Origin of the sequence: Alcanivorax quisquiliarum (assembly GCF_023051175.1) — a bacterium.
GTDB lineage: Bacteria > Pseudomonadota > Gammaproteobacteria > Pseudomonadales > Alcanivoracaceae > Isoalcanivorax > Isoalcanivorax quisquiliarum.
The window spans coordinates 18,230-42,143 of record NZ_JALKII010000006.1 but is presented as its reverse complement, the minus strand read 5'-3'; the positions used below and the strand labels follow the sequence as shown (position 1 = coordinate 42,143).

General features: G+C 63.1%; 22 protein-coding genes. 12 read left to right on the top strand and 10 right to left on the bottom strand.

Features of this window, described 5'->3' with window-relative positions; genetic code table 11:
- Nucleotides 1-19: 19 nt before the first annotated feature.
- Complete coding sequence (locus MU846_RS09785) at nucleotides 20-1,438, bottom strand: acetyl-CoA carboxylase biotin carboxylase subunit (RefSeq protein WP_246952181.1); 1,419 nt, start codon at nucleotides 1,436-1,438, stop codon at nucleotides 20-22.
- A 135-nt stretch (nucleotides 1,439-1,573) separates the two neighbouring features.
- Here MU846_RS09785 and MU846_RS09780 point away from each other — a divergent pair, with 135 nt between their 5' ends.
- Entirely contained in the window at nucleotides 1,574-2,476 is a 903-nt protein-coding gene (locus MU846_RS09780; RefSeq protein ID WP_246952179.1) for a LysR family transcriptional regulator, read from the top strand.
- 6 nt (nucleotides 2,477-2,482) lie between these two features.
- On the opposite strand, the gene MU846_RS09775 is transcribed toward MU846_RS09780, so the two are convergent.
- On the bottom strand, nucleotides 2,483-4,435 hold the full coding sequence (locus MU846_RS09775) for a sensor histidine kinase (protein ID WP_246952177.1): 1,953 nt from the start codon (nucleotides 4,433-4,435) through the stop codon (nucleotides 2,483-2,485).
- Nucleotides 4,436-4,954: 519 nt separating this feature from the next.
- Here MU846_RS09775 and MU846_RS09770 point away from each other — a divergent pair.
- Entirely contained in the window at nucleotides 4,955-5,920 is a 966-nt protein-coding gene (locus MU846_RS09770; RefSeq protein ID WP_246952175.1) for a lysylphosphatidylglycerol synthase domain-containing protein, read from the top strand.
- Between the two features lie 567 nt (nucleotides 5,921-6,487).
- On the opposite strand, the gene MU846_RS09765 is transcribed toward MU846_RS09770, so the two are convergent.
- The 3 genes from MU846_RS09765 to MU846_RS09755 all read right to left on the bottom strand — a co-directional run bounded on the left by MU846_RS09765 (nucleotide 6,488) and on the right by MU846_RS09755 (nucleotide 9,951).
- Complete coding sequence (locus MU846_RS09765) at nucleotides 6,488-7,261, bottom strand: amidohydrolase (RefSeq protein ID WP_246952172.1); 774 nt, start codon at nucleotides 7,259-7,261, stop codon at nucleotides 6,488-6,490.
- On the bottom strand, nucleotides 7,258-8,406 hold the full coding sequence (locus MU846_RS09760) for a pyridoxal phosphate-dependent aminotransferase (RefSeq protein ID WP_246952170.1): 1,149 nt from the start codon (nucleotides 8,404-8,406) through the stop codon (nucleotides 7,258-7,260). The genes MU846_RS09765 and MU846_RS09760 overlap by 4 nt, the downstream gene beginning before the upstream one ends.
- Before the next feature lie 75 nt (nucleotides 8,407-8,481).
- Entirely contained in the window at nucleotides 8,482-9,951 is a 1,470-nt protein-coding gene (locus MU846_RS09755) for an SLC13 family permease (protein ID WP_246952168.1), read from the bottom strand.
- A 325-nt stretch (nucleotides 9,952-10,276) separates the two neighbouring features.
- Here MU846_RS09755 and MU846_RS09750 point away from each other — a divergent pair, with 325 nt between their 5' ends.
- Both MU846_RS09750 and MU846_RS09745 read left to right on the top strand, forming a co-directional pair.
- Nucleotides 10,277-10,612: a hypothetical protein gene (locus MU846_RS09750; protein ID WP_246952166.1), complete on the top strand. Its 336-nt coding sequence runs from the start codon at nucleotides 10,277-10,279 to the stop codon at nucleotides 10,610-10,612.
- 6 nt (nucleotides 10,613-10,618) lie between these two features.
- Nucleotides 10,619-11,449, top strand: coding sequence for an SDR family NAD(P)-dependent oxidoreductase (locus MU846_RS09745; RefSeq protein ID WP_246952164.1), 831 nt, complete (start codon nucleotides 10,619-10,621; stop codon nucleotides 11,447-11,449).
- Between the two features lie 234 nt (nucleotides 11,450-11,683).
- Here the strand turns inward: MU846_RS09745 and MU846_RS09740 are convergent, their stop codons facing one another.
- The 3 genes from MU846_RS09740 to MU846_RS09730 all read right to left on the bottom strand — a co-directional run bounded on the left by MU846_RS09740 (nucleotide 11,684) and on the right by MU846_RS09730 (nucleotide 14,990).
- Nucleotides 11,684-12,124, bottom strand: coding sequence for a hypothetical protein (locus MU846_RS09740; protein ID WP_246952163.1), 441 nt, complete (start codon nucleotides 12,122-12,124; stop codon nucleotides 11,684-11,686).
- A gap of 80 nt (nucleotides 12,125-12,204) precedes the next feature.
- Nucleotides 12,205-13,857: a Na/Pi cotransporter family protein gene (locus MU846_RS09735; RefSeq protein ID WP_246952161.1), complete on the bottom strand. Its 1,653-nt coding sequence runs from the start codon at nucleotides 13,855-13,857 to the stop codon at nucleotides 12,205-12,207.
- A 62-nt stretch (nucleotides 13,858-13,919) separates the two neighbouring features.
- A complete protein-coding gene (locus MU846_RS09730) occupies nucleotides 13,920-14,990 on the bottom strand; it encodes a DUF748 domain-containing protein (RefSeq protein WP_246952159.1) in 1,071 nt (356 codons plus the stop codon).
- A 260-nt stretch (nucleotides 14,991-15,250) separates the two neighbouring features.
- Between MU846_RS09730 and MU846_RS09725 the strand changes: the two genes are divergently transcribed.
- From MU846_RS09725 to cydB, 4 genes are all read left to right on the top strand, one after another.
- A complete protein-coding gene (locus tag MU846_RS09725; protein WP_246952157.1) occupies nucleotides 15,251-15,991 on the top strand; it encodes an extensin-like domain-containing protein in 741 nt (246 codons plus the stop codon).
- A gap of 139 nt (nucleotides 15,992-16,130) precedes the next feature.
- Nucleotides 16,131-16,448, top strand: coding sequence for a Rho termination factor N-terminal domain-containing protein (locus MU846_RS09720; protein WP_246952155.1), 318 nt, complete (start codon nucleotides 16,131-16,133; stop codon nucleotides 16,446-16,448).
- 6 nt (nucleotides 16,449-16,454) lie between these two features.
- Nucleotides 16,455-17,882 (top strand): cytochrome ubiquinol oxidase subunit I, encoded by a 1,428-nt coding sequence (locus MU846_RS09715; protein ID WP_246952154.1) that lies wholly within the window; start codon nucleotides 16,455-16,457, stop codon nucleotides 17,880-17,882.
- Nucleotides 17,875-18,876, top strand: a complete 1,002-nt coding sequence (cydB, locus tag MU846_RS09710; protein WP_246952152.1) for a cytochrome d ubiquinol oxidase subunit II — start codon at nucleotides 17,875-17,877, stop codon at nucleotides 18,874-18,876. Before MU846_RS09715 ends, cydB begins: the two co-directional genes overlap by 8 nt.
- A gap of 36 nt (nucleotides 18,877-18,912) precedes the next feature.
- Here cydB and MU846_RS09705 read toward each other — a convergent pair whose 3' ends face one another.
- Together MU846_RS09705 and MU846_RS09700 are read right to left on the bottom strand one after the other, a co-directional pair.
- Nucleotides 18,913-19,632, bottom strand: a complete 720-nt coding sequence (locus MU846_RS09705) for a DUF892 family protein (protein WP_246952150.1) — start codon at nucleotides 19,630-19,632, stop codon at nucleotides 18,913-18,915.
- 32 nt (nucleotides 19,633-19,664) lie between these two features.
- Entirely contained in the window at nucleotides 19,665-20,834 is a 1,170-nt protein-coding gene (locus MU846_RS09700) for a hypothetical protein (protein ID WP_246952148.1), read from the bottom strand.
- Nucleotides 20,835-21,085: 251 nt separating this feature from the next.
- Here MU846_RS09700 and MU846_RS09695 point away from each other — a divergent pair, with 251 nt between their 5' ends.
- The 4 genes from MU846_RS09695 to MU846_RS09680 all read left to right on the top strand — a co-directional run bounded on the left by MU846_RS09695 (nucleotide 21,086) and on the right by MU846_RS09680 (nucleotide 23,909).
- Nucleotides 21,086-21,559 carry a DUF2243 domain-containing protein gene (locus MU846_RS09695; protein WP_246952146.1) on the top strand — a complete coding sequence of 158 codons (474 nt, stop codon included), beginning with the start codon at nucleotides 21,086-21,088 and terminating at the stop codon, nucleotides 21,557-21,559.
- 1 nt (nucleotide 21,560) lies between these two features.
- Nucleotides 21,561-22,463, top strand: coding sequence for a cytochrome c oxidase assembly protein (locus MU846_RS09690; protein ID WP_246952144.1), 903 nt, complete (start codon nucleotides 21,561-21,563; stop codon nucleotides 22,461-22,463).
- A complete protein-coding gene (locus MU846_RS09685) occupies nucleotides 22,460-23,428 on the top strand; it encodes an acyl-CoA dehydrogenase family protein (RefSeq protein ID WP_246952142.1) in 969 nt (322 codons plus the stop codon). Before MU846_RS09690 ends, MU846_RS09685 begins: the two co-directional genes overlap by 4 nt.
- A gap of 70 nt (nucleotides 23,429-23,498) precedes the next feature.
- Entirely contained in the window at nucleotides 23,499-23,909 is a 411-nt protein-coding gene (locus MU846_RS09680; RefSeq protein ID WP_246952140.1) for an OsmC family protein, read from the top strand.
- Nucleotides 23,910-23,914 lie beyond the last annotated feature (5 nt).

Below are 23,914 nucleotides of genomic sequence, written 5' to 3'. Positions count from 1 at the left end.
TTATTTCTCCTGCGCGTCTTCAAAGGCCGGCGTGGGCAGCAATAGCCGTGGCAATGGCGATGGCGATATCTTCCGGGCTGGATTTGTCGGAATATTGCAACAGCTCGGGATGTTCATCGACAAAACTGGTGTCGAATTCGCCGCTGCGGAACATCGGGTCTTGCAGAATGTTCTGGTAGTAGGCGGTGGTGCTCTTGATGCCTTGCAGGCGCATATCGTTCAATGCGCGGCTGGCGCGGTTGAGCGTTTCTTCCCAGGTCAGATTCCATACCACCAGCTTGAGGCACATGGAATCGAAATAGGGTGGAATGGTGTAGCCGGTGTAGATGGCAGTATCCACGCGCACGCCGGGGCCGCCGGGGGCGTAATAGCGGCTGATCTTGCCGAAGCTGGGCAGGAAATTGTTTTTCGGGTCTTCCGCGTTGATACGAAACTGCAAGGCAAAACCCTGATGGCGGATATCCTGCTGGCGGTAGGTCAGCGGCTCGCCAGCGGCAATGCGGATCTGCTCACGCACAATATCCACGCCGGTAATCTGCTCGGTGATGGTGTGCTCCACCTGGATGCGGGTGTTCATCTCCATGAAATAGACCTGGTTGCCGGTCACCAGAAATTCCACCGTGCCGGCATTTTCGTAGCCCACTGCTTCTGCTGCTCGCACCGCCAGATCACCCACATAAGCACGCTGCTCGGGTGTCAGTTGTGGCGAGGGGGCAATCTCGATCAGCTTTTGATTGCGCCGCTGGATCGAGCAATCGCGCTCGAACAGATGGATAGTGTTGCCGTGCCGATCGGCCAGCACCTGCACTTCGATGTGGCGCGGGTTGACGATGCATTTTTCCAGAAACACATCGGCGCTGCCGAAGGCTTTGGTGGCCTCGGAAATCACTCGGTGGTAGTTGTGTTCCAGCTCGCTTTCATCGTCGCAGCGGCGGATGCCACGGCCGCCGCCACCGGAAGTGGCCTTCAGCATGATCGGATAGCCGATGCGGGCGGCTTCCGATTTTGCTTCATCGAGGCTGGCAAGGTTGCCTTCGCTGCCGGGTGTGACCGGCACGCCGGCCTGTATCATGGCCTGGCGGGCTTCGGTCTTGTCGCCCATGCGGCGGATGATCGACGCCGACGGGCCGATGAAAATGATGCCGCGCTGGGCGCAGATTTCTGCCAGCTCCGGGTTCTCGGCCAGAAAGCCATAGCCGGGATGCAGCGCATCGCAGCCGGTCTCCACGGCCACGTTCACGATGTGGTGCGGGTTCAGATAGCCCGCCAGCGGGTCGTCGCCGAGGCTGTAAGATTCATCGGCGCGCTTCACATGCAAGGCGTAGCGATCCGGCTCGGTATACACCGCAACCGAGCGAATGCCCATCTCCGCGCAGGCGCGGACAATGCGCACTGCGATCTCGCCACGGTTGGCGATCAGGATCTTTTTGATGGTCACGGTCACGTTCTCCTGCTGCGCTGGCGTTTGCCGAGGTATGCACACTATTGCCGAGGCGCCCGGTTTTAAAATTGATATTTATGTTAGCATCCATAACTAATTGGTTATGATTGGCCGCCAGGCCCGGTGCTGTCTATGGAACCGTCCCATCTCCGCCGCCTCACGCTGCGCCAGATCCAGATCTTTCTCGCCATCTGCCGGCACGAGAGCCACTCGCGGGCAGCGGAGGAGTTGGCGCTCACCCAGCCGGCCGTCAGTGCGCAGGTGCGCAACCTGGAAGAGCTGGTGGGCGAGCCGCTGTTCGACTATCTCGGCAAACAGCTTTATCTCACCCCGGCCGGGCAGGCGCTGCGCCGGGCCGGGCAGGAGCTGCTGCAACGGCTTGGCCACCTTGAGATGGAGCTGGCGGAATTGCGCGGTGTGATAAGTGGTGCGCTGTCGCTGGCGGTGGAGAGTAGTGCGCAGTATTTCCTGCCGGCGGAGCTGGCTGCGTTTTGCCGCCAACACCCGGCCGTGACGGCAGATATGCAGGTGATGAATCACGATCAGGTGCTCAAGGGGCTGTTGGAAAATCGCCATGAGCTGGTAGTGATGGGCCGCGTGCCGGAGGATCGCAGCCTGCGCTTTATTCCGTTTCGCGACAACCACTTGCTGGCGGTGTGCGCGCCGGACAATCCATTGCGCCATGGCCCGCCGCTCAGTCTGGTGGCGCTGGCCGAGCAGCCGCTGCTGGTGCGGGAGCCGGGTTCCGGCACGCGGGGCATTCTGGAGGAGCATTGCCAGGCGCAGGGCATCCGGCTGGGCGAGCGGCATCAGTTCGGTTCGCTGGAAGCATTGAAGGGAGCGGTGGCGGCCGGCCTGGGCGTGGCGGTGCTACCGGAGGATGCCTGCCGGCGTGCGCTGGCGGCGGGGCATCTGGCTGCATTACCCGTGGAGGGATTTCCTCTGCGACGCTCCTGGTGCCTGGTGCATCGCCGCGCCCGGCACCTTTCTGCCGTGGCCGAGGCGCTGATCAAGCACCTGCTGGCAACGCCCTGAGCTGCCTCAGATCACGCTGCCCTGAGCGCGGCTGCCGGCTTCGCCGGAGGCGGGCAGCTGCGTGGGCAGGATGATGGTCAGCCGGGTGCCGCTGGGCAGCGGCTCGATCAGAATCTCGCCATTGAGCTGGCGGATACGGCGGCGCATGTTGTTCAGGCCGGTGCCGCCACGGGGTGGCACGGGCGGGAACGGAATGCCGTCGTTTTCGACACTGAGCAGCGCTCGCCCGTCCGGCCCGACCATGCCGTGCACCACAATGCGGCGGGCATGGCCGTGTTTGACTGCGTTGGTGATCGCCTCTTGCAGAATGCGCAGCAGGTTCAGTGCCTGTGATGGCGTGACGCCGCTGATGTCGGGGAGCTGCGAGGTCGACCACGCAAGCTCGATACCCAGCCGCTTCAACTGCCGCTCGATGCGCTCACGAAATCCACCCAGCGCCATGCCCAGCTCGCCTTCACACACGTCCAGCGACAGGATCACCACGCGCAGATCATCCAGCGCCTCCCGTGCAGTGCGCTCGATATGAGTGGTCTGATCGCGCTCCGCCATGGCGATGATCGAGGCCAGGTAGCCGCTGAGGCCGTCGTGCAGATCCACCGTCAGCCGCTGTCGTTCTTCGCTGCGCACCAGGCGCACCGCGTCGCGCTGTTCTTCTTCGTGCAGCCGCGCCAGCTCGGCTTCACGTTGCGCCAGGCGCCGGGTCAGGTAGCTGTTGACGTTGTCCAGCTGGCGCAAGCTCAGGGCCAGCCGCCGCATCAGGATCAGTGCGATACCGATCATCAGCAAAGGCCGGTAATAGATGGACAGCAGCACCGGGCCTTCCATCCAGCCGGCAAGCACCATGATGTCGTGCACGGCGGCGCTGACGGCGAGCAACAGCGGCACCAGCAACAGCCGCGCATCACTGTGGCCTTTTAATGCACCCCAGCTGCTGATCAGCAGGCTGGCGAGCAGGCCCAGCAGGCCCACCGGCAGGCTCACGCCGATCACCAGCCATTGCGTGGGAACACCGGCGGCGGCCAGTGCCAGCGTCAGGGCAGGCAGCGCCACCACACTGGCCTTGAGCCAGCGCGGCGGCGCCAGATCGTGGATCAGCAGCGTTACCACAGCCAGTGCCGGGCCGGCGCCCATGCTGACCATGAACAAATACGGCAGCCAGTGTTCCAGTTGCGGGATCAGATCACCCAGCAGCCCGGCGTAGTTGAGCAGCGACAGCGGCAGCAGCAGCGCCAGCCAGCTGAACAGCGGCTCTCTTGGGCGATACAGCCAAACACCGAGCACCGCTATCGCAATCAGCAATTGCCCGGCGGGCACCATCAGGCGCAGGTATTCCAGCAAGAACACTTTCAGGCGGTAATGCGGCGCCAGCTCGGTGGCGCCGCCCAGATAAACCGGCGATAGAAAGCCATGCAAGATAGGCGGCGTCAGCAGGTGCATATCCACCGTCAGCCGGCCCTCGGCCAGCAGCGCCGAGGGCAGCGGCACCAGCATGGTCGCGCCGCTTGACTGCCCCGACATCAATACGCGGGTTTCGGAGTCCGCCAGCCGATAGCCGCCGGCTTCGATAACGGCCCGCTGGCTGAGCATGGGCACATACAGATACAGCGGCCGCTGTGGCGGCAGCTCGGCAAAATGCAGGCGGTAGTGTGTCCAGCCACCGGGCGTGGGGCGCAAGTGGGGCAGGCCGAGCAACGTGACACGGCCATCGGCTTCCACGCGCTGAGCCTGCTCGGCGACGGCCGCCGCAGGGGGCGGCAGGCGCAGCCAGAACGGCGCGCTGGCGGCCAGCGTCACCAGTGCCCAAAGCAGCGCCCACAGCAGACGTGTGCTGAGGCGGTGCCTTGCCGTGGCGCGGCTGAGCGGCGCGCCGCTATCGCGGCGACCGATATCGTCATGCCCTGCCGCGCCGGGCGGTTGCTGCGCGCCGCTGGCGTGACCGTGGCCCTCGCGGTGATCCATGCGCCGGCTCGTATCGGTTGAGGTTGGTTGAATGTGGCTCTGGTTTTTTTACTTCTATGCATGCCGGCGCGGGCGTGTTGCAGATGTGCTTGCGGTTCGCTGCGCGGCTATGCACCACAGGCCGCCGCCCTCGTGAGTGGGGCTGGCCGGCTCGTTCCCAGCCGCTAACCTAGCACATCAGGCGGGCTGGCCGACACGATTATGATGCGCGGCGCGCCCTTGCCTGATGTGCCGCCGCCCCAGGCAAGCCGAGCGGGCCGGGAGCGCACGATTGTGCGCAACGTTATTGCAGTGCCAGCGCCATCAATCCGCGCTGGCATCGAGGCGGATAAAGCCCTAACCTGCACACCTTCGGTGGTCTGCCCCGCCGAGCACAACGCGGGCTATTCTGATTCCGCGCCTGCCTGCCTCTGCTGTGTGCAGGGTGTTGCACGGGCGGTCAACAGGGCAGCTGGCCCCGCCGATTCCAGAGCGGGCATGTCGGGGCGCCGGCAGGCCCGGCAGTAACAGGGACCCGGCATGATCAGATTCAACAAAGACTATGTATGGCCCGTGATCGGGCTCGCCGCCGTGGCTTTCTCGGCCTGGCTGCTTATTCACCAGCTGCGTGACATCTCGCTGGAGGATGTGCTGCGCAGCATCGAAGCGATCCCCTTGCATCGCTGGCTGTTGGCGGCAGCGGCGACTGTGGCGGCGTATGTAGCGCTGGCAGGTTACGACCGGCTGGCGCTGATGCATTTGCGCAAAGCGGTACCCTGGCGCTTTATCGTGCTGTGCTCGTTCACCACTTATGCGTTGGCACACAATATCGGTGCCTCGGTCGTCTCCGGCGCGATTGTACGCTATCGCGCCTACAGTTCTCGCGGGCTGGGCGCGGCGGAGATCGGCGTGCTGGTGGCATTCTGTTCGTTCACCTTTGCTTTGGGCACTATGGTTCTCGGCGGCCTGCTACTGCTGATCGAGCCGGAGCTGTTCACGCGCTTTTTCGAAGACATGCCGCTGTGGATGCCGGTAAGCCTGGGTGCGTTGCTGCTGGTGCTGGTGGCGCTATATGTGTTGTGCAGCTGGCTGGGTTTCCGGCCCATGCGGGTGCGGAACTTCGAGATCCAGTACCCGCGCTTGCCGATCGTGGCAAGGCAGCTGCTGATCGCACCGCTGGAATTGATCGGTGCAGCAGCCATTATTTATTTTGCCTTGCCGGCCAGCAGCAATCCGGGTTTCCTGATCGTGCTCGGTATTTTTCTGGCGTCGTTTACGGCGGCGCTGCTATCTCATGCACCGGGTGGGCTCGGCGTGCTTGAGGTGCTGTTCCTGCTGGCGCTGCCGGATGTTGATCCGGCGGATGTGATTGCCGCGCTGCTGGTGTTCCGGCTGTTTTATTTGCTGATCCCCTTTGCCGTATCGCTGGTCGTGGTGGTGCTGTTCGAGCGCTCCCAATTGCTGTTACGTTTGCCGGGGAAGATCAAGGTAGGGTTGAAAAGATAATGGGGCTGGAGTGGCAAGCGCTCTAATCCGATTCTCTCTGATCAGGCGCCCCTTGGCCTGTCTTCTGCCTGAAACTGTATTTTCTTCCGCGCATCCTGCGCGCCACCGCCTCCGCCACCGCCGCTTGGCCGCAATAACCAAACCCATCGCTGTGTCATCACGGCAGAAACTTTCGCTGGCATGGCGGTGACGGCGGGATGCTCCCGGCCGCCCCGCTGTGGTAGGACGGCGCCGCGCCCGCATGAAGCGGCGGTGCGCGGCGCGATGGTTATTCGGCCACCGGCTGGTGCAGCAATTGCAGGTGTTCGCTGGTGTAGGCGCGGCGGCCAGCCCTTCAAGCCTTGCGCAGCAGGGGGCTGGAGTCAAAACGAATTTGCGCTCGGTGTGAAAAATATTTCAGGGCACATGGTGTGCGGCGTGAAGGGCGCCAGCGGTGGTGCAACAAGTTCCGTCATTAGTTACGGCAGGAGCCACAACCACGTTACAGGAAAAGCCACACCAGAAGAGCGCCGCCCCGGATCAGAGCCGGGGCGGCGAGCAAGCCGAGCAAGTATCGCGCTGTGTCGCTCAGGGCGCGATGGTGAACTGGTCGGCGTCGCGCCAGGCGGGGAAGCGCTCACGGTAGCTGTTGAGCTCGCTGGCCGACAGTGTGGTATGAAACACGCCGTCTTCCTCGCCTGCATCCAGCAGTGCTTCACCGTTGAAATCGAACACAGCAGAGTCACCGGGGTGTGGCGCGCCGCGGCCATCGTCGCCGATGCGATTGACGCCGGCGCAATAGCACAGGTTTTCGATGCCGCGTGCGGCCAGCAGGCGTAACCAGTGCAGCCGTCGTGGCGTCGGCCAGTTTGCAACATAGAGCAGCAGATCGGTATCGGTGGCGCGGCTCCAGGCGGGGAAACGCAGGTCGTAACAGATCAGCGGCCGGATGCGCCAGCCACGAAACGTCAGCGCCAGCGGTTCTTGCCCGGCGGCATAGTGTTCGTGCTCGCCCACCATGCGAAACAGATGGCGCTTGTCGTAGTGCAACAAGGTGCCGTCGGGCTGTGCCCAGTAAAGCCGATTGACGAACTGACCGTCGTCCTTGCGCACAATGACGCTGCCGGTGATGGCAGCATCCAGTTGTCGCGCGTGGCCGAGCATCCAGTCGGTGGTGGGGCCGTTGGGCGGCTCTGCAAAGCGTTCCGGCGTCATGGAAAATCCGGTGGTGAACATCTCCGGCAGAATCACCACATCGGCACCCTGGCCGGCAGGTAGCAGCGCATCGAAATCCTGCAGGTTGGCGTCACGGTCTTCCCAGTGCAGCGCGCTTTGCACCAGCGCCACGGTCAAATCTTTCATAATGCACACAGCCTCTCGGCGGCCTGTTGCAAGGTGCTTTCCTGCTTGGCAAAGCAGAAGCGCACCAGGCGCAGGCCGGGTGGGGGGTCACGGTAAAAAACAGAAATCGGAATGGCAGCTACGCCGGCTTCATGCGCCAGCCATTCGACCATGGCCACATCGTCCAGATCGGCACGAATGGCACTGTAGTCCGCCAGTTGGAAATAGGTACCCGGAGTGGGGGTGAAATGAAACTTCGAACTGCCCAGCAGGCGGCAGAAAAAATCTCGCCTTGCTTGATAAAAGCCGGGTAATTCCTCCAGATGCTGAGGATGGCTGGCCATGAATTCCGCCAGCGCATGCTGGATCGGTGTTACACCGCAGAAGCTCACATATTGATGCACTTTGCGCAGTGCGGCGGTCAGCGTCGGCGGCGCGGCAACGTAGCCTGTCTTCCAGCCGGTCACATGATAGGTTTTGCCGAACGAGCTGATCACCAGCGCTCGCTGGTAAAGCTCATCGTGTGCTAGCACGCTGGCGTGTTGCCGGCCGTCATAAACCAGATGCTCGTAGACCTCATCGGATAGCAGCCAGACATTTTTGCCGCGCAGCAGGGTGGCAAGCTGATCGAGATCATCGCGGGTAAACAGGGCGCCGCTGGGATTATGTGGCGAGTTGATGATCAGCATTCGCGTGCGCACCGTGAAGGCATCGGTGAGGCGTTGCCAGTCGATGGTGAAGCCTGGCTGTTGCAGCGGCACGTGCACGCAGCGGCCCCCGGCAAGCTGCACCGAGGGCGCATAGCTGTCGTAGCTCGGGTCGAGCAGGATGACTTCGTCACCGGGATGCACCAGCGTTTGAATAGCGCAGAAGATCGCTTCGGTAGCGCCGGGTACGATGGTGAGCTCGGTATCGTGATCAAGCGTGCGCTGGTAACGCTGGGCGATTTTCAGGGCCACTTGCTGGCGTAGCGGCTCGATGCCGGCCATTGGCGCGTATTGATTATTGCCGTCGCGCAGGTGCCGGGCAGCGGCCTCCAGCAACGCCGCCGGTGGTGCAAAATCCGGGAAGCCTTGCGACAGATTGATGGCGCCGGTTTGCTGCGCCAGTTGTGTCATGTGGCTGAAAATGGTCAGGCCCTGATCGGGCAACTTGTCGGAAAGCATGGCGCCGGCACCGTGCGAGATAATGAAGCAGCGAGCGTGCCTGTTTTGCTGCGCTGCTTCAAGCGTGCGGGCTGCTCAGTAGCGCCAGAGCAGGCCGACAATAAGGTAACTCAGCACAGTGATCAGGATGACGCCGAAAATATTCAGCGCCAGGCCGGCACGCATCATTGCCGGGAGCGCAACATGGCCGGTACCGAACACCAGTGCATTGGGCGGCGTGGCGACGGGCATGATGAACGAGCAACTGGCGGCGATGGCGACCGGCACCGCAAGCAGCTCCGGTGGCAGGCCCTGAGCCACGGCAAGGGCTCCCATGAGTGGCAGAAAGGCGGCTGCCGTGGCGGTGTTGGAGGTCACTTCGGTGAACAGGTTGATGACCAGCACCACCAGCCCGATCATCAGGATGACTGGCAGCGCGCCGAGGCCGCCCAGGCTGCCGGCGATCCACTGCGCAAGCCCCGAGGAAGTGATCACGCCCGCCAGAGACAGGCCGCCGCCGAACAACAGCAGCACCCCCCAGGGCAGTTTCGCCGTGGCCTCCCAATCCATCAGAAACACGCGTTCCTTCCAGTTTGCCGGTATGAGAAACAGGGCGATGGCCATGATCATGGCAATGCCGGCATCGGTCAGCCCCGGCAGGTAGCGCGCCAGCAACGGCCGCAGCACCCAGGCCAGGGCCACGGTGACAAACACCAGGCTGATTCGTTTTTCGCCGGCCGACATCGGGCCCAGCGCCAGCAGCTCGCGGCGCAGCAGTGCGCGGCTGTCCTGAACCGGGAAATCGAAGCCGCCGCGAGTGAGCCACCACCAGGTGAACAGCATCATGCCGGCGGCAACGGGCATGCCGATGCTCATCCATTGCACAAAGCCGATCTGGATATCGTGATGCTCGAACAGATAGGCGGCCAGCATGGCGTTGGCCGGCGTTGCGATCAACGTGGTGATGCCGCCGATGCTGGCGGCGTAAGCGATGCCCAGCAGCAACTTGGTGGCGAAACGTTGCCGTGCCGGCTGCTCGGCGGGGTCGGTGCCGTTGCCCAGAAGTGACACCACCGAGAGCGCAATGGGCAGCATCATCACCGCAGTGGCGGTATTGCTGACCCACATGCCGATCAGCCCGGTGGCCAGCATGAAACCGCCGATCTGATTGCGCGGCTGGTTGCCCACCGCAAGCAGCGTGAGCAAGGCGATGCGGCGGTGCAGCTGCCAGCGCTGCATGGCCAGCCCCAGCATGAAGCCGCCCATGAACAGAAAAATTACATGGTTGGCGTAAGGGGCGGCCGCGCTGCTGATGGTGCCCAGCCCCAGCAACGGGATCAGCGCCAGTGGCAGTAGCGAGGTGACTGGCAGCGGGATGGCTTCTGTTGCCCACCAGCAGGCCATCATCAACAGCAGGCCCAGCGTCACCCAGGTGTCGCGCGCCAGCTCACCGGGCGGCGGCACCAGTAGAAATGTCAGCAGCAATATCGGGCCAAGAAAAAAGCCGATGCTGGCAACGCGGGTGGTCAGGGGTGAGCGTATGGCGGGGCGCGGTGTATCGGTCATGAGCGAGCCTTGCGAGTCAGTCGGGGTGAGCCGGTGGTTTGACATTTGCCGGGCAGCTGCGCCGCCTTGCTGAAGGAGCCGGCCCCGGAAAAAAGCCAAGTATAAGGGGATTTTCAGCCCGGCGGCGCCCTGAAGAAAGTACTTTCGTGCCATGTGTTGCAGGCGCTCAAGCCTGAGCAGGATGCAGCGCTGCAACCGCAGGGCGGCATCCATGATTAATCCACTTTTCAACCCACGTTTGGGAGGCTCCCTGCCGAGGCGTTGCGGAGTACACTTCACGCGAGAAGTCCGACAAGAACTGGAACTGATAAAGGAAGGGTGCGATATGCGTTTGCGCGGATGGTTGGCCCTGGCGGCCCTTTTGTGGTGCCTGCCTGGCTGGGCGGCGGATTATTATATCAAGATCACCAACAATACCGGCTATGCGATCTATTACATTTATGTCAGCCCGCAGTCTTCGGATGAGTGGGAAGAAGACGTGCTCGGGGCCGATATCCTGCCCGACGGCGAGACGCTTCGTGTCAACCTGAATGGCTACGATTCACCTTACTTTGATGTGAAGCTGGTCGATGAGGATGGCGATTCCTATACCTTCATGGGGGTTAACGTGGCCAGGCGCGATTTGACCGTCACGCTGGATGATCTGGACTGGGGGTATTGAGGGCTGGTGGACAAGGTGAAGGATTTCAAGGCACGAGAAACCCTGATAACCGGCGCCGGGAGCGGGATTGGCCGGGCGACGGCACTCGCGTTTGCACAGGCTGGCGCCCGGTTGTGGGTGGTGGATATCCGGCTGGAGGCGGCCCGCGATACGGCGGCGCTGATCCAGGCGCAAGGCGGCGTTGCGCGGGCGCTGCAATGCGATGTGGCGGATGTTGATGCGGTGCAGGCGATGGCCGCTCAGGTGCACGACGAGATCAAGGCGCTGGATATCCTGATGAACAACGCCGGCATCGGCAGCGGCGGGCGGTTTCTGGATACCACTATTGAAGCGTGGCGCAAAGTCATGGATATCAACCTGATGGGTGTGGTGCACGGCTGCCATGCGTTCCTGCCCGCCATGGTTGCCCGAGGTAAGGGCGGGCACGTCATCAACATTGCGTCGGCGGCGGCGTTTGTGGCAGCGCCGGAGATGCCGATTTATGCGGCGAGCAAGTTTGCCGTGCAGGGTTTCACCGAATCGCTGCGCGGTGATATGGCCGCGCACGGTATCGGTGTGAGCGCTATTTGCCCCGGCATTATCAATACCGGCATCGTGGCCAGCTCCTTGATGCAGGGCGCGCTGGGAGAGCAGGGCCGCCAGGGCCGGGTGGAAGCTTTTTATAAAAAGCGCAATTACACGCCAGAGCAGGTGGCTGCCGCGATCTTGCGCGCCGTGCGCCGCAATGTGGCGGTGCAGCCGGTATCCCCGGAGGCATGGGGCATGTATTACGCCAAGCGCCTGGCGCCGCGACTGGTGGACAAGCTGGCGGGGGTGCAGTTGCCGTTTCTGAAATGAGGCCGCACTTGCCTCGGCGCGCATGGCCCGGCTCAGAACATCCGGGAAAGCTCGCGCAAGGCGGCCAGCGCCAGCGCGATGGCGCCCGCTATTACCAGCGCCAGTGTGATCCCGCTTGTGACGGCGGCCGCTTGAGCAAGACGGCGCTCACGCGGAGCTAGACAGGTGTACGCCGGCGCGGCGTGACGCAGGGCCGTTATGCGAACCTGCGCAGTGCCGCGCCGGCAGCAGCGGTCACAGTGCGATGATCACGCCGTAAAACAGCACCAGAAAGCCACCGATCTCGCCGGCGATCAGCGCCAGCATAAAGCCACCCATCAAGAAACCGGGCAGATGAAACCGGCCGAGCTTGAACGGCCGGCGCAGCTGGTTGTCGGTGTCGGCCAGCCAGCCGTGCAGCACATAAGAGCCGACAGCGGCGGCAAAAAACACCACTTGCACCGCCACGGCCCAGAACTCCAGCACCGGATCAAGCTGGCTGAGCGTGGCGAAGTGCGCCAGCAACAGGCAGGCAAAGCTGTAAAGCAGCGCAGTGCGGTGGGCGATATTGACATAGGGATGCGCTTCGCCTGCGGCGCTGCCGTGAATCTGGCTGTACTTCCATACGCCGGTGAGCAGGCCGGTGAGAAAAAATCCCCCGGCGGCGAGTGTGGCCAGGTGTTCTGCTGGCATCATGAAAAATCCCCCGTGATCGGTGTTGATGGCGTTGCAGTGCCGCGCTCAGGCGCACGCTCTGGCGGCTGATTATGCCGCGATCAGTCGCTGCTTTCCTGACCGGAGAGCACCAGGCTGGCGGCGCGCAGCAAGCTGACGATGCTTTGATCCACTTCGCGGATCACATTCAATGCCGTGGATTGCAGGTAGCCGCCCCAGCCGCCGGGCAGCGCCATAGCCTGATGAATGGCTTGCTCGTGCGCGCTGGCCAGGTGTGCCAGGGTCTGCGTGGCCACGCCGCTTGCGGCATCGCCGGGGGCATCTTCCTGCTCGCCGGCAACGTGAGCCACCAGCAACGTTTCCAGAGTGGTGGCGGTGGCCAGTACATGCCCACCGAGATCAGTGATCCAGCCCTGGGTAGCGGGCCGGATGCGCATGTCTTCCAGATTGCCGAGCACATCCTTGATGGATTTTGCTGCATACACCGCCTCGCGCACGGCATTGGTGAGCCGGTTGTCGCGTGCCACGGTCGCCTCGCTCAAGGTCGCGGTGTGCATGCGCGTGGCGAAATCGAGAATATCGCCTTCCAGGGTTTTCAGCGCGGCATAATCTTCAAGATGCCCCGGCCGACTGGCCAGCCGGTGGCGCGCTGGCTGCGGGGGGCGCAGGGCTTCTCCGGCCTGGCCGCCAAAAGGGCGCACCACCAGATCCAGGGCGCGGCCCAGCGCGTGCAGGCTTTCCCTGGCCAGCGCGGTCTGGGCCGCCTCGCTCACCAGCGGCGGCACCTTGCTGATGTAATGCCCCAGCTGATCGCGGCGGGCGCCGACGTAGCGCTCCAGCAGCGGTGCGGCGCGCACGATAAAGGGGTAGAACAGCAGCACGCCGAGCAGCGTGAAGGTGGTATGAAACCCCACCAGCATATACAGCGGATCGGTCACGCCGAGCCGTGCCTGCATCGGCGCCAGCCAGGGCAGCAGCAGAAAAAGCGCCAGCAGTGCGGTGCTGGTGCTGTAGATGACATTGAAAGCCGCCACGCGCCGGCTGCTGGCATCGCCGCGCAGCACGCCCAGTACCATGGTGCCGGTGGTGCCGATATGAGCACCGGCGGTGATCGCGGCAGCCATGGGCAGCGTGATGACACCGCCATGCAGCGCCGAGAGACTGATCATCATGGTGGCGGTGCTGGATTGCAGCACCGTGGCCAGCAGCAGGCCCAGCAGCGCAAACATCTGCACCGGGTAATTATCGAACAGGCTGATATCCACCTGCTCGGCCAGGCCATCGACGGCGGTCTTCATGAAGCCAAGGCCGAACAGCAACAGGCCGAAACCAAGCAGCAGCCGGGCGGCGGCCGCGATGCGCCCTTGCGGCGCCAATAATGCGGTGACGAAACCGCCAATGCCGATCAAAGGCAACGCCAGCGTGGTGAGATCAAGCTTGAAGCCCAGTGTGGCCACCAGCCAGCCGGTCAGGGTGGTGCCGACGTGGCTGCCCGCGACCACGCCCAGCGCGTTTTGCATCGGCATCACGCCCGCGCCGACAAATGCCAGCACCAGCAAGCCCACCAGCGTGCTGCTCTGCATCAGTGCGGTCGCGCTTGCGCCCACCAGCACCCCCCGCCAGGGCGTGACGGTGCTGCGGCGCAGCACGCGCACCAGCAGCTCGTTGCCGAGCCCTTTCAGGCCGCGCTCGATGTAATCCATGCCCAGCAGGAACAGGCCCAGCCCGGCCAGAACCTGCCACACGCTTGTCATTTTGTGCGCCTTTCCCCGACACGATGAGAGAGCAGATTAGGCGGGCGGCAACGCCACGGCAACTATTGCGATTCGCGCTCCGTTTGTTGCTCGAACCAGGGCTGGTAGGCTTCGACGAAAGCATTGCGCAGCACACCGCCAATGGCGCGAAGGATGCTGGTTTCGGTTTGCTCCAGGCTGCCTTCGATGGGCACGCGGGTGGCGAACTGTCGTTGCGGCTGGTTGCGAAACACGGTGGCCACCAGATCCACCAGCGCTTCCCAGCCGGCGCGTATCAGCGGTTTGTCGTCGGTTGTCACATCCTGTTCCCAAGCGAACACGCGTACGTCGCGAAACAGTGGTTTGGCATAGCCGGAGAGGCGCCCCTCATCCGCATTTAGTTCCATCACGAAATCCCCCTCGCCGCCGGCGAAGTCGAATTTTCCGTAAGCGCCGGCCAGCTCGTTCAGTGCTGTGAGGGAGAGGTCGGTAATGCGCAGCTGAAGGTCGAAATCGTTTAACTCGCCGAACGGATCAAGCTGCGCCAGCGCTTCGGTGGGGGCTTGATCCTGCAACAGGCCGGTGGCTTCCACGGTGGCGACGCGTGTGCCATCGGCATCGCGAGTGTTGCGCAGGTTGAGGATGTCCATATCAAGTTGAGTGAGATAAACATCCACCGGCGGTTCGCTGTGAAAATTACGAAAGTGAACCTGGCCATCGCGCACACTGAGTTCGTCAATGCGAATCGGCACCAGCTGCTCCAGCCGCACGCGCCAATCCACGCCTTCGCCGGCCTGGCCCTGTGCGCTATCGCCGCCGTCGACGAAATTCAGCGACGGCGAACGAAACTGCACTCTGGCGACAACAGCACCGCGCCACAGCGCTCGCCAGCTCACCGCCAGCAGAATCTGCGGCGCATCAAGGAACGGCACCGGCATCTCGGTGTCGGTGCGTTCCACCATCAGGCCGTTGATGCGGTAGGCGCCCCGCCACAGTGCCAGATCCACATCCTCGATATGCCCACGGTAGGCGCCCATATCGGCAAATTGCCGGTTGAGATAATCACGAATCAGCAATGGTAAAAGCAGGTGCAGCAATACCAGAGCTGCCGCGAGCGTGGCAAAAATAATCAGGCCGAGGCGACGGCGGCGCATGGGAGGCCCTCCTTGCCTGGGTGGTGTGTGGCCGCATGGGCCGTGGAGTTTTATCGTCGCAGCCGGGAGCTTCGATGCAACGCGCGCTGGCTTATTGCTCTGTGCGCTATGCCACAGCGGGGCTGCGCTTTTACAGATTGTTGCGGGTAAGCGAACGAGCCCTCGCTGTGGAACCGTTGCTGGTGTTACAGGGCGGCTTGTGTAATGGCGTGGGGCAAATCGGATCGACTTGAGTACAGGTATTTGGCAAAGGGAGCGGCATGAAGACACGACGCAACGCCGTGGCAAACCGGCAGGGCCGGGCGCTGGTGTTATTGCTGGTGGTGCTGACGTTGGCGGTGCTGATCGCTGCCCGGCCCTGGCGGCTGCTGCCGCCGCAGTGGAGCCCTTGGGCGCCGCTGTCGGTGGCGCACCCGATGACGCCTGTGACGCGCTGGAAACTGACGCGGCTGAAAAGTGCGCCGGCGGCACGCTGCCAGGCGGTGCTGGCGGCGGTGCCAGCGGCAGAGCTGGATTATCTGCCGCTGGAGGATTACACGCCCGTGGCCGAGTGCCCGCTGACCAACGTGGTGCGCTTGCGCGGCAGCAGCGTGACGTTCAATACCCCCTTTACCGCCCGCTGCCCGTTGGTGGTGGCGTGGCTGATGTACGAGCGCCATGCCTTGCAGCCGCTGGCGCAGCGTCGCTTCGGGCAGCCGATCCGGATGGTGGAGCACTTTGGCAGTTTTTCCTGCCGTAATATTTATCACCGCACGGATGCCCGGCGCAGTGAACATGCCACCGCCAGTGCGCTGGATGTTGCTGCCTTCAGGCTGGCGGACGGTCGGCGTATTACGGTGCTGGAAGGATGGGACGGGCACCAACGGGACGCGGCGCGTTTTCTCCGCGAGGCGCATCAGCGCGCCTGTGGTTATTTCGGCACCGTGCTGGGCCCGGATTACAACGCACCGCACGCCGATCACTTTCATTTCGGCACACGCGGATTACGGTTTTGCCGGTGATCCGGCGTGCTTTTGGCAGAGCGCTGCACAGCAAGCACGCCGGGCTGGAACCGGAGCGGCACTCGCCGGTCGCAGCGAGAACACTCTTTGCGCATTCTCTATGCATTCTCGACACACTCTCTGGACAAGGAGCCGAGCCATGCCCCGCACGGGATCGTCCGCCAGTAGCAAGGGCAGCAACAAGCGTGAACGCATGTATGAACATGTGCGTGAAAGCTATCGCGAGCGCGGCCGCTCGCCAGCCAAGGCGAAAGAGATCGCGGCACGCACCGTCAACAAGCAGCGGCGGCAGGAAGGCGAAACGCCCAACCGAAAAACCCAGGGCACCGGCAATCCCAATACGCCATTGGATGACCGTAGCCGCGACGAGCTTTATAACCTGGCGCGGGAGCGGCAGATTTCCGGGCGCAGCCGCATGACCAAGCAGCAGCTGGTCAATGCCCTGCGTGGCCGCTGACGCGCCATGGAAGTGTGGGATGCGTTGCTACTGGCGCGAATCCAGTTTGCGTTCACGGTATCGTTCCATTTTGTTTTCCCGGCGCTGACGATCGGGCTGGCCAGCTATCTGGCGGTGCTGGAAATACTCTGGTTGTGGCGTCGCCAGGATATTTATCTGCAGGTGTTCCGCTTCTGGCTCAAACCGTTTGCGCTAATGTTTGCCATGGGCGTGGTGTCCGGCATTGTGCTGACGTATCAGTTCGGCACCAACTGGTCGGTGTATGCCGATCGTGTCGGGCCGGTGCTCGGACCGCTGATGGCTTACGAAGTGCTGACGGCCTTTTTTCTGGAGGCGGGGTTTCTCGGGTTGATGCTGTTCGGTATGGATCGCATCGGCCGTGGCTTGCATTGCTTCGCCACGCTGGCAGTGGCGGTGGGCACGGTGCTTTCCGCATTCTGGATTATCGCCGCCAATTCCTGGATGCATACGCCAGCGGGGTTCGGCATCAACGAAGCCGGGCAGTTTGTGCCGGAAAGCTGGTGGCAGATCATCTTCAATCCTTCACTGCCGTTTCGGCTCGGGCATACGGTGCTGGCGGCCTACCTGACCACGGCCTTGCTGGTGGGCGCCACCGGCGCCTGGCATCTGCTGCGTGACAATACCGAACCGCGTGCCCGGCTGATGTTTTCCATGGCCATGGGCATGGTCATCGTGACAGCACCGATACAGATTCTGGTGGGCGATTTTCACGGCCTGAACACGCTTGAGCATCAGCCGGCGAAGGTGATGGCGATGGAGGGGCATTTCGACAGTTACCCGGATGGTGCGCCGTTTTATGTGGTCGGCTGGCCGGATCAGAGCGCTGCCGAAATCCGTTACGGGCTGGCGATTCCCGGTGGTTCCTCGCTGATATTGCAGCATGACTGGAACGCACCACTGGAGGGTCTGGAAACCGTGCCACGGGAAGAGTGGCCGCCGGTGGCGATTGTGTTCTGGAGTTTTCGGATCATGGTGGGCCTGGGGGTTCTGATGTTGCTGTTGGGCGCCTGCGGCCTGTATGCACGGCTACGCAAGCGGCTGTATGACACTCGCCCGTTGCACCGGTTTGCGCTGGCGATGGGGCCAGCGGGGGTGGTGGCGGTGATTGCCGGCTGGGTGACAACAGAAGTCGGGCGGCAGCCGTATACTGTATACGGCCTGCTGCGCACGGCGGATTCGGTGTCGCCTTTGGGAGCTCCGGCATTGTGGGTGTCGCTGACGATGTTTGTGCTGGTGTACTGCCTGGTGTTCGGTATCGGCGGCATGTATCTGTTTCGCATGTTGCGCAAGCTGCCGCTGGTGGGCGCGCAAGATGACGACGAAGGCACGCCGATCCGCACGGCCGGGACCACGCCGGCAGCCGCCATTGATCCGGCTCGGATGTTTGGCCGGAAGGAGCCACGCCATGAGTAGCCTGCCGGTAATCTGGGGCGCGTTGATCGCTTTTGCGGTGTTCGCCTATGTGGTGCTGGATGGCTTTGATCTCGGTATCGGTATTCTCTATCCGCTGCTGAAACCGGGCGAGCAGCGCGACCGGGCGATGAACTCGGTGGCGCCGTTATGGGATGGCAATGAAACCTGGCTGGTGTTTGGTGGTGGCGGCTTGATGGCCGCCTTTCCGCTGGCTTATGCGGTGATTTTGCCGGCGTTGTATGCACCCATCATTGCCATGTTGCTGGCGCTGATATTTCGAGGTGTGGCGTTCGAGTTTCGCTGGCGCGATCCGGCCCACCGGCCGGCCTGGGATCTGTCGTTCACGCTGGGCTCTGTGGTAGCGGCGCTGGCACAAGGCATTACGCTGGGCGCCTTGCTGCAAGGCATCACCGTGGAGGGCCGAGCTTATGCAGGCGGCTGGTGGGATTGGCTGACGCCATTCAGCCTGCTTACCGGGGTGAGCCTGGTGGCGGGTTACGCGCTGCTGGGTGCCACCTGGCTGATCATGAAAACGGAGGGCGCCTTGCGCGAGCGGGTGCGTGCGCTGGCCCGGCGTGCGGCGTGGCTGACGCTGGGTGCGCTGGTGCTGGTGAGCCTGGCCACGCCGCTTTTGTCGCTGGAGTACATGCATCGCTGGTTTGACTGGCCACGAGTGTTATATACGGCGCAGGTACCGCTGGCCGTCACTGTGGTGGCGTTGCTGCTGTGGCTGGCATTGCGCCGTGGCGCAGACTGGCAGCCGTTCGTGCTCACCATCATTCTGTTTGCGCTGGGCATGGCGGGGTTGGGCGTCAGCATGTTTCCCGAGATCGTGCCGGGCAGCCTGACGCTTCACGAGGCAGCGGCGCCGCCTGAAAGCCTGATCTTCATGCTGGTCGGCGCAGTGATACTGCTGCCGATCATCCTGACTTATTCCGGTTACGCTTATTGGGTATTTCGCGGCAAGGTGGGCACTGACGGCTATCATCGTTGACGAGCCGCCAGTGCTGCCAGTGTCGAGTGCGCTGCGTCACGAATTTTTCACGCCGAGTGCTTCGCGCAACCAGATGCGTAACGTGCCGAGGTGATCCTGCTCCTGGCGCAGTGCCTGCTCGAAGGAAGGCACCATGTCGCTTTGGCCGGCTTCACGGGCGAGATCGATAAGCAGGTCCCAGGCGGCATTGTCGGTCAGTTCTGCGGTCAATAAAGCATCCAGCGATTGCGCCATATTGGTGCGAGGATCGGTAATCACCTGGAGCACACCGAGGCCGCTGACACCAGCCACGTCGGCGGAGGGTGTTTGCGCTGTCGGGTCGGCGCCAAGCGATTCCATCGCCTCTTTGACGCGCTCCATATGTTCGGCTTCTTCATCCCGAAAATGTTGCAGACGATCGAGCTTGTCCTGGGGTTCGCCAAGCGCCTGTGCCTTGGCGATCATGGCATCGTAAAGCCGCACGCCGGTACGCTCGAATGCCAGCCGTTCGCCCAACTTGTCGATCAGTATGGCCGGGTTATGGCCAGATATTTTCTGCGCTACGGTTTTGACAGCACCTTTGATCGAGCCGGGAATCGGCACCGAGCCGACCGGCTCGGCGCTGGCAACTGCCTCCTGCCGTGCTTCGGCCAGCTGCCGGGCAGAGCCGGGTACGGTGGGCCGCACCTGTTCGGCCGCGGCTTTTTGCTCTGGCGTGTGCAGCGGCGACATTTGCGCACCGGTGCGGTTCATGCCTGTGTGGGCGGGCTTGTCCATGTGTCGTCCTCCTGAAAAAAAGCTTCGGGCTGTTACGGTGCCGGTCGGTTCAACTCGGTGCCGGGGTGCCAGCTATAGCCGGCGGAAACAATATCGGCGGGAATGCCTTGCGAGTGCAGATGCTGGCGGTAATCGAGAGTGAGCTGGCCTTCATCCTCACGCGGCACGAAGTTGATGCCGAGCGCTCGCAGGTCCACCTCTTCGGAAATCACTTTGCGAATGAAGTCGCGCTGGCTCTTCAGTTTCATCAGCCGCGGCATCGGCCCGGCGAGCACTTCTGCCGGATCACGCCGTTCGTGCTTCTTGAACAGCTCCATGACCAGGTTCATATGGCCGAGCTCGTAGTCGAGAAAGCGCTCCCAGATGGCACGGATACGCGGGTTGTCTTCCTGTTCCACGCAGCTCAGATAGTTGTAGGCTTCCATCACTTCGTGGATCAGCCATTTCTCCAGAAAGCTTTCGTTCGGGTCCATCAAGGAGCCGTACTGGGTGACATGCTGCTCTTCCACCGAGGCGATCTCGGCATACAGGGCGCGCGCTAGCGGATCAGCAAACAATGGCCCGATATTCATGTAGTAATCGTGGGTCTGGTATTCCGCGGCGGTAATCATGGCCGCGTGAATCTTGGTGATCAGCGCCGCATCGCTACGGTCGTAGTGTTCGCGCAGATCGTCATCGGGGTGGCGGTGGTGATCGGCGGTGGGGCGGGCCGGGATGATATCGGTGTAGCCCTGCAGGATATTGTTGGCGTCCTTGCCTTCCAGCCGATCCAGCATGGCGGCGTAACGGTACAGGTGATCGAAATCTTCCAGCAAGCCAAAGCGATAAGTTTGCGCCTGATAGGGGTCAGGTTCGTTCTGGGCTACCGCAGCGGTAACTTCGATCGCGACCTGTTCGTAGGCCAGTGTGGTTTCCAGCGGCGAGTGATCCGCCGACAGCAGCCAGTTGATCTGGGTCTGCTGATGCTGCTCCACGCGCCGCACCTGTGCCAGCGGCTCGCGCAATTCACCGAACATGCGCGCGCCGATATGTTTAAGGCGCAGGGCATCGGTTTCGATGCCGTTCATGAGGATCACCCGCACGCGTGTGAAGGCATCGTCATCGAGCTTGCTGATCGGTGCGTTGCTCATTTCCCGCCAGGTGAATCGCTGCCGATCAAGCGGCGTTCCTTTTGCATCCAGTAGATTGGTAATGGTGTCCATGTGGCCTCCGGTCAGGCGCGGAAATAGGAAGGCCGGCAGCGCGCCGGTTATCAGATGGACTGGGAGAGGAGGAAGACGGTTCAGGCGAGCGGCTTGCTTATGTGATGCTGATAGCAGCGATCAGCAGCGAAGTTTGTTTGCCGCGGCGACAGTGTTGCCCGCCCGTGCGCTGGCACGCGAAAAGCAACCGCGCCGCGAACCATGCCTGCGCTGCTGCCTCGAAGAGCAATGGATGGCATCGGGAGTCAGCGATGAACAGCAACAGGCCGGTGACATATTCAGGCCGGAAAGTGCTTACGCCAAGCTGGCGTGCTGCGGCGCTGGTCGGTGCCGGCATGATGGCGGCGGTCGATGAAATCGTGTTCCACCAGATATTGCAGTGGCATCATTTCTACGACCGGGGCACGCCAGCGCTCGGGTTGCTGGCGGACGGCCTGTTGCACGCGCTGGAGCTCATGGCAATCGCTGGCGGCGGCTGCATGTTGCTGGCGCTGGCGCGCCGACATGCGCTGCACGGGCGCGCGGCATGGTCGGGCCTGTTGTCGGGAGCCGGTGCTTTTCAACTGTTCGACGGCATAGTGGTGCATAAGCTGTTGCGGCTGCATCAGGTGCGTTATGGCGTCGATCTGTTCTGGTACGACCTGACATGGTGCCTGAGCGGGCTGCTGTTATTGTTGGCGGGTCTGTGGCTGCTGGCACGCGCCAAGCGTGTGCAGGGGCGCTGAGATGGAATGGATTGCGCCGCTGATCGGCACTGGCTATCTGCTTGGCTGGGCGGCGCAGGCTAACGCACGCAGCGACGCATACAAACGCTGGCCCCGGCAGCGGCTGCTCTGTGCCAGCGTGGCGGTAGTGTTGCTGGGGTTCTGTTTTTCCGAGTGGGTGATGCATCAGGCGCACGGTGATTACCGCTGGCACATGGCGCAACATGTGCTGATCGGCATGGTGGCGCCGTTGCTGCTGGTCTGCTCGGCGCCCGGTACGCTGCTGCTGCGGGCATTGCCGGTTGCCATCGCTCGCAGGCTGGTGCGCTGTTGGCACAGCCGGCCGCTGTGTTGGGCCTGGCATCCGCTGCCTGCCAGCGTGCTGCATATCGGCGGCATGTATCTACTGTATCTGACGCCGTTGTTTACCTGGGGCATGGCACACCCGGCCGGCCACGTCTGGCTGCATCTCCATTTTCTACTGGCGGGCTATCTGTACTGCCAGGCAATTCTTGGGGGGCCGGATCGGCTGCCCGGCACCGCCTCACGCCGGACGCGCGGCATGTGGCTATGGTGCTCGGCAGGGCTGCACGCATTGCTCGGAAAATTGATGTACGCCGGCCCCTGGCCGGATGGGGCAGGCATTGCCAGCGACAGCCTGCGGCAGGGCGCGATGCTGATGTATTACGCCGGGGACCTGGCCGAGCTGATGCTGATGGTGGTGTTCTTCGCTACCCCGCATTGGGCTGCCGCTGGCAGGCCGATACGGCGTCGGGCTTACGGCAAAGTTGCGCGGTGGCGATCGTCGCCGGGCTGTGTCGGCTGCCGTCATGGCGGGCCGATCTCTGATCTGCCAACATCTGCCGCTTCCATGTCTGGCCGCACGGCCAGCGGTGATCGCGCATTTCGAGGGCCCGCAGGATGAGCACCATTTTGAACACGCCGCCGCCAGATACTTCCCTGAACGATAATCTGGGCTGGCTGTTGCAAACATCGCACGCGGTCGCGGCGCAGCCCTCGCTGCATACGTGGCGCGCCGTGTGGCAGGGGCTGGCAAGCGAGGCCGATGATCCGGTGGCGCTCGCGCTACGCGGCGGGTTCATGGCGGATCGTATCGGCTGGGCATTTGCGGCGGGTTATCAGGCGGCGCTGCGTGCCCTGGTGCCGGGTGTGCGGCCGGAGGAGATTCTGGCGTTGGCGGCCACCGAGCCAGCGGGCAACCGGCCACGGGATATTGAAACCCGCTGTGCCGAGACGGTAGAAGGCTGGCGACTGGATGGCCACAAGAGCTGGATCACGTTGGGTGGCGACTGCACGGCAGTGCTGGTGGTGGCCCGGCTTGCCGACGATGATGAGAAGGCGCGGCCACGGTTGAAAGTGCTACGGGTGCCGGCGATAGCGGCGGGGCTGGAATGGCCGCCCTCGCCGCCGCTGCCGTTCATCCCCGAGTTGCCTCACAGCCAGTGTCTTCTGAAAGCTGTGGTGGTGCCGGCAGCGGCGATGCTGCCCGGCGACGGCTACAGCGATTATGTGAAGCCTTTCCGCACCATCGAGGATGTGTTTGTAAACCTGGCGGTGCTGGCGTATGCGCTGCGGGAGGCGCGCGCCCGAGGCTGGCCGCAGGCGTTGCAGGAGCGGCTGGTGGCGGCGCTGTGCAGTTTGGCTGCGCTGGCCGGGCAGCACCCGGCCTCGGCGGCGACGCATGTGGCGCTGGCGGGTGCGCTGGCCGTTGCGGGAGCGCTGTATCAGGAGACCGGCGTGCTCATGCAGCAGGCGGATGATGCGGCGGCGGCGCGCTGGTGCCGGGATGCGCCGCTGTTCGGTGTCGCCGGCAAGGCGCGTGCCGCGCGCACGGTGCGCGCCTGGGAGCAGCTGGCTGGCGCGGGCTGATACGCCGTTGCGCCGGGCGAGCGTGCGGGGCAGCATGGCAGCTTCGCTGCTTTTTCTACCGGAGGTTCCGATGAAGCCCACAGCCACAGCCACCGTGTTCGCCAGCGGGCCGGCCTATCGTCATGAGGTGCATACCGGCTGCCATCAATTGCTGGCGGATGAGCCGGCCAGTGCTGGTGGCCAGGACGCCGGGCCGGCGCCTTATGATCTGGTGTTGGCCGGGCTGGGTGCCTGTGTGGCGATTACGCTGCGCATGTATGCCGAGCGCAAGAGCTGGGATATCGGTGATCTGAAGGTGGAGCTGCAACTGTTCAAGGATGCCGACGGCAAGGCGCGAGTAACGCGGCGGCTGCTCACGCCCGCTGTGCTGACGGCCGCACAGCAGGCGCGGCTGCTGGAAATAGCCGGCAAGACTCCAGTTACGCGCACGCTGGAGGCCGGGCTGGCCATGGTGACCGAATGGGGTGCGGCACCGGAATAAGGTGC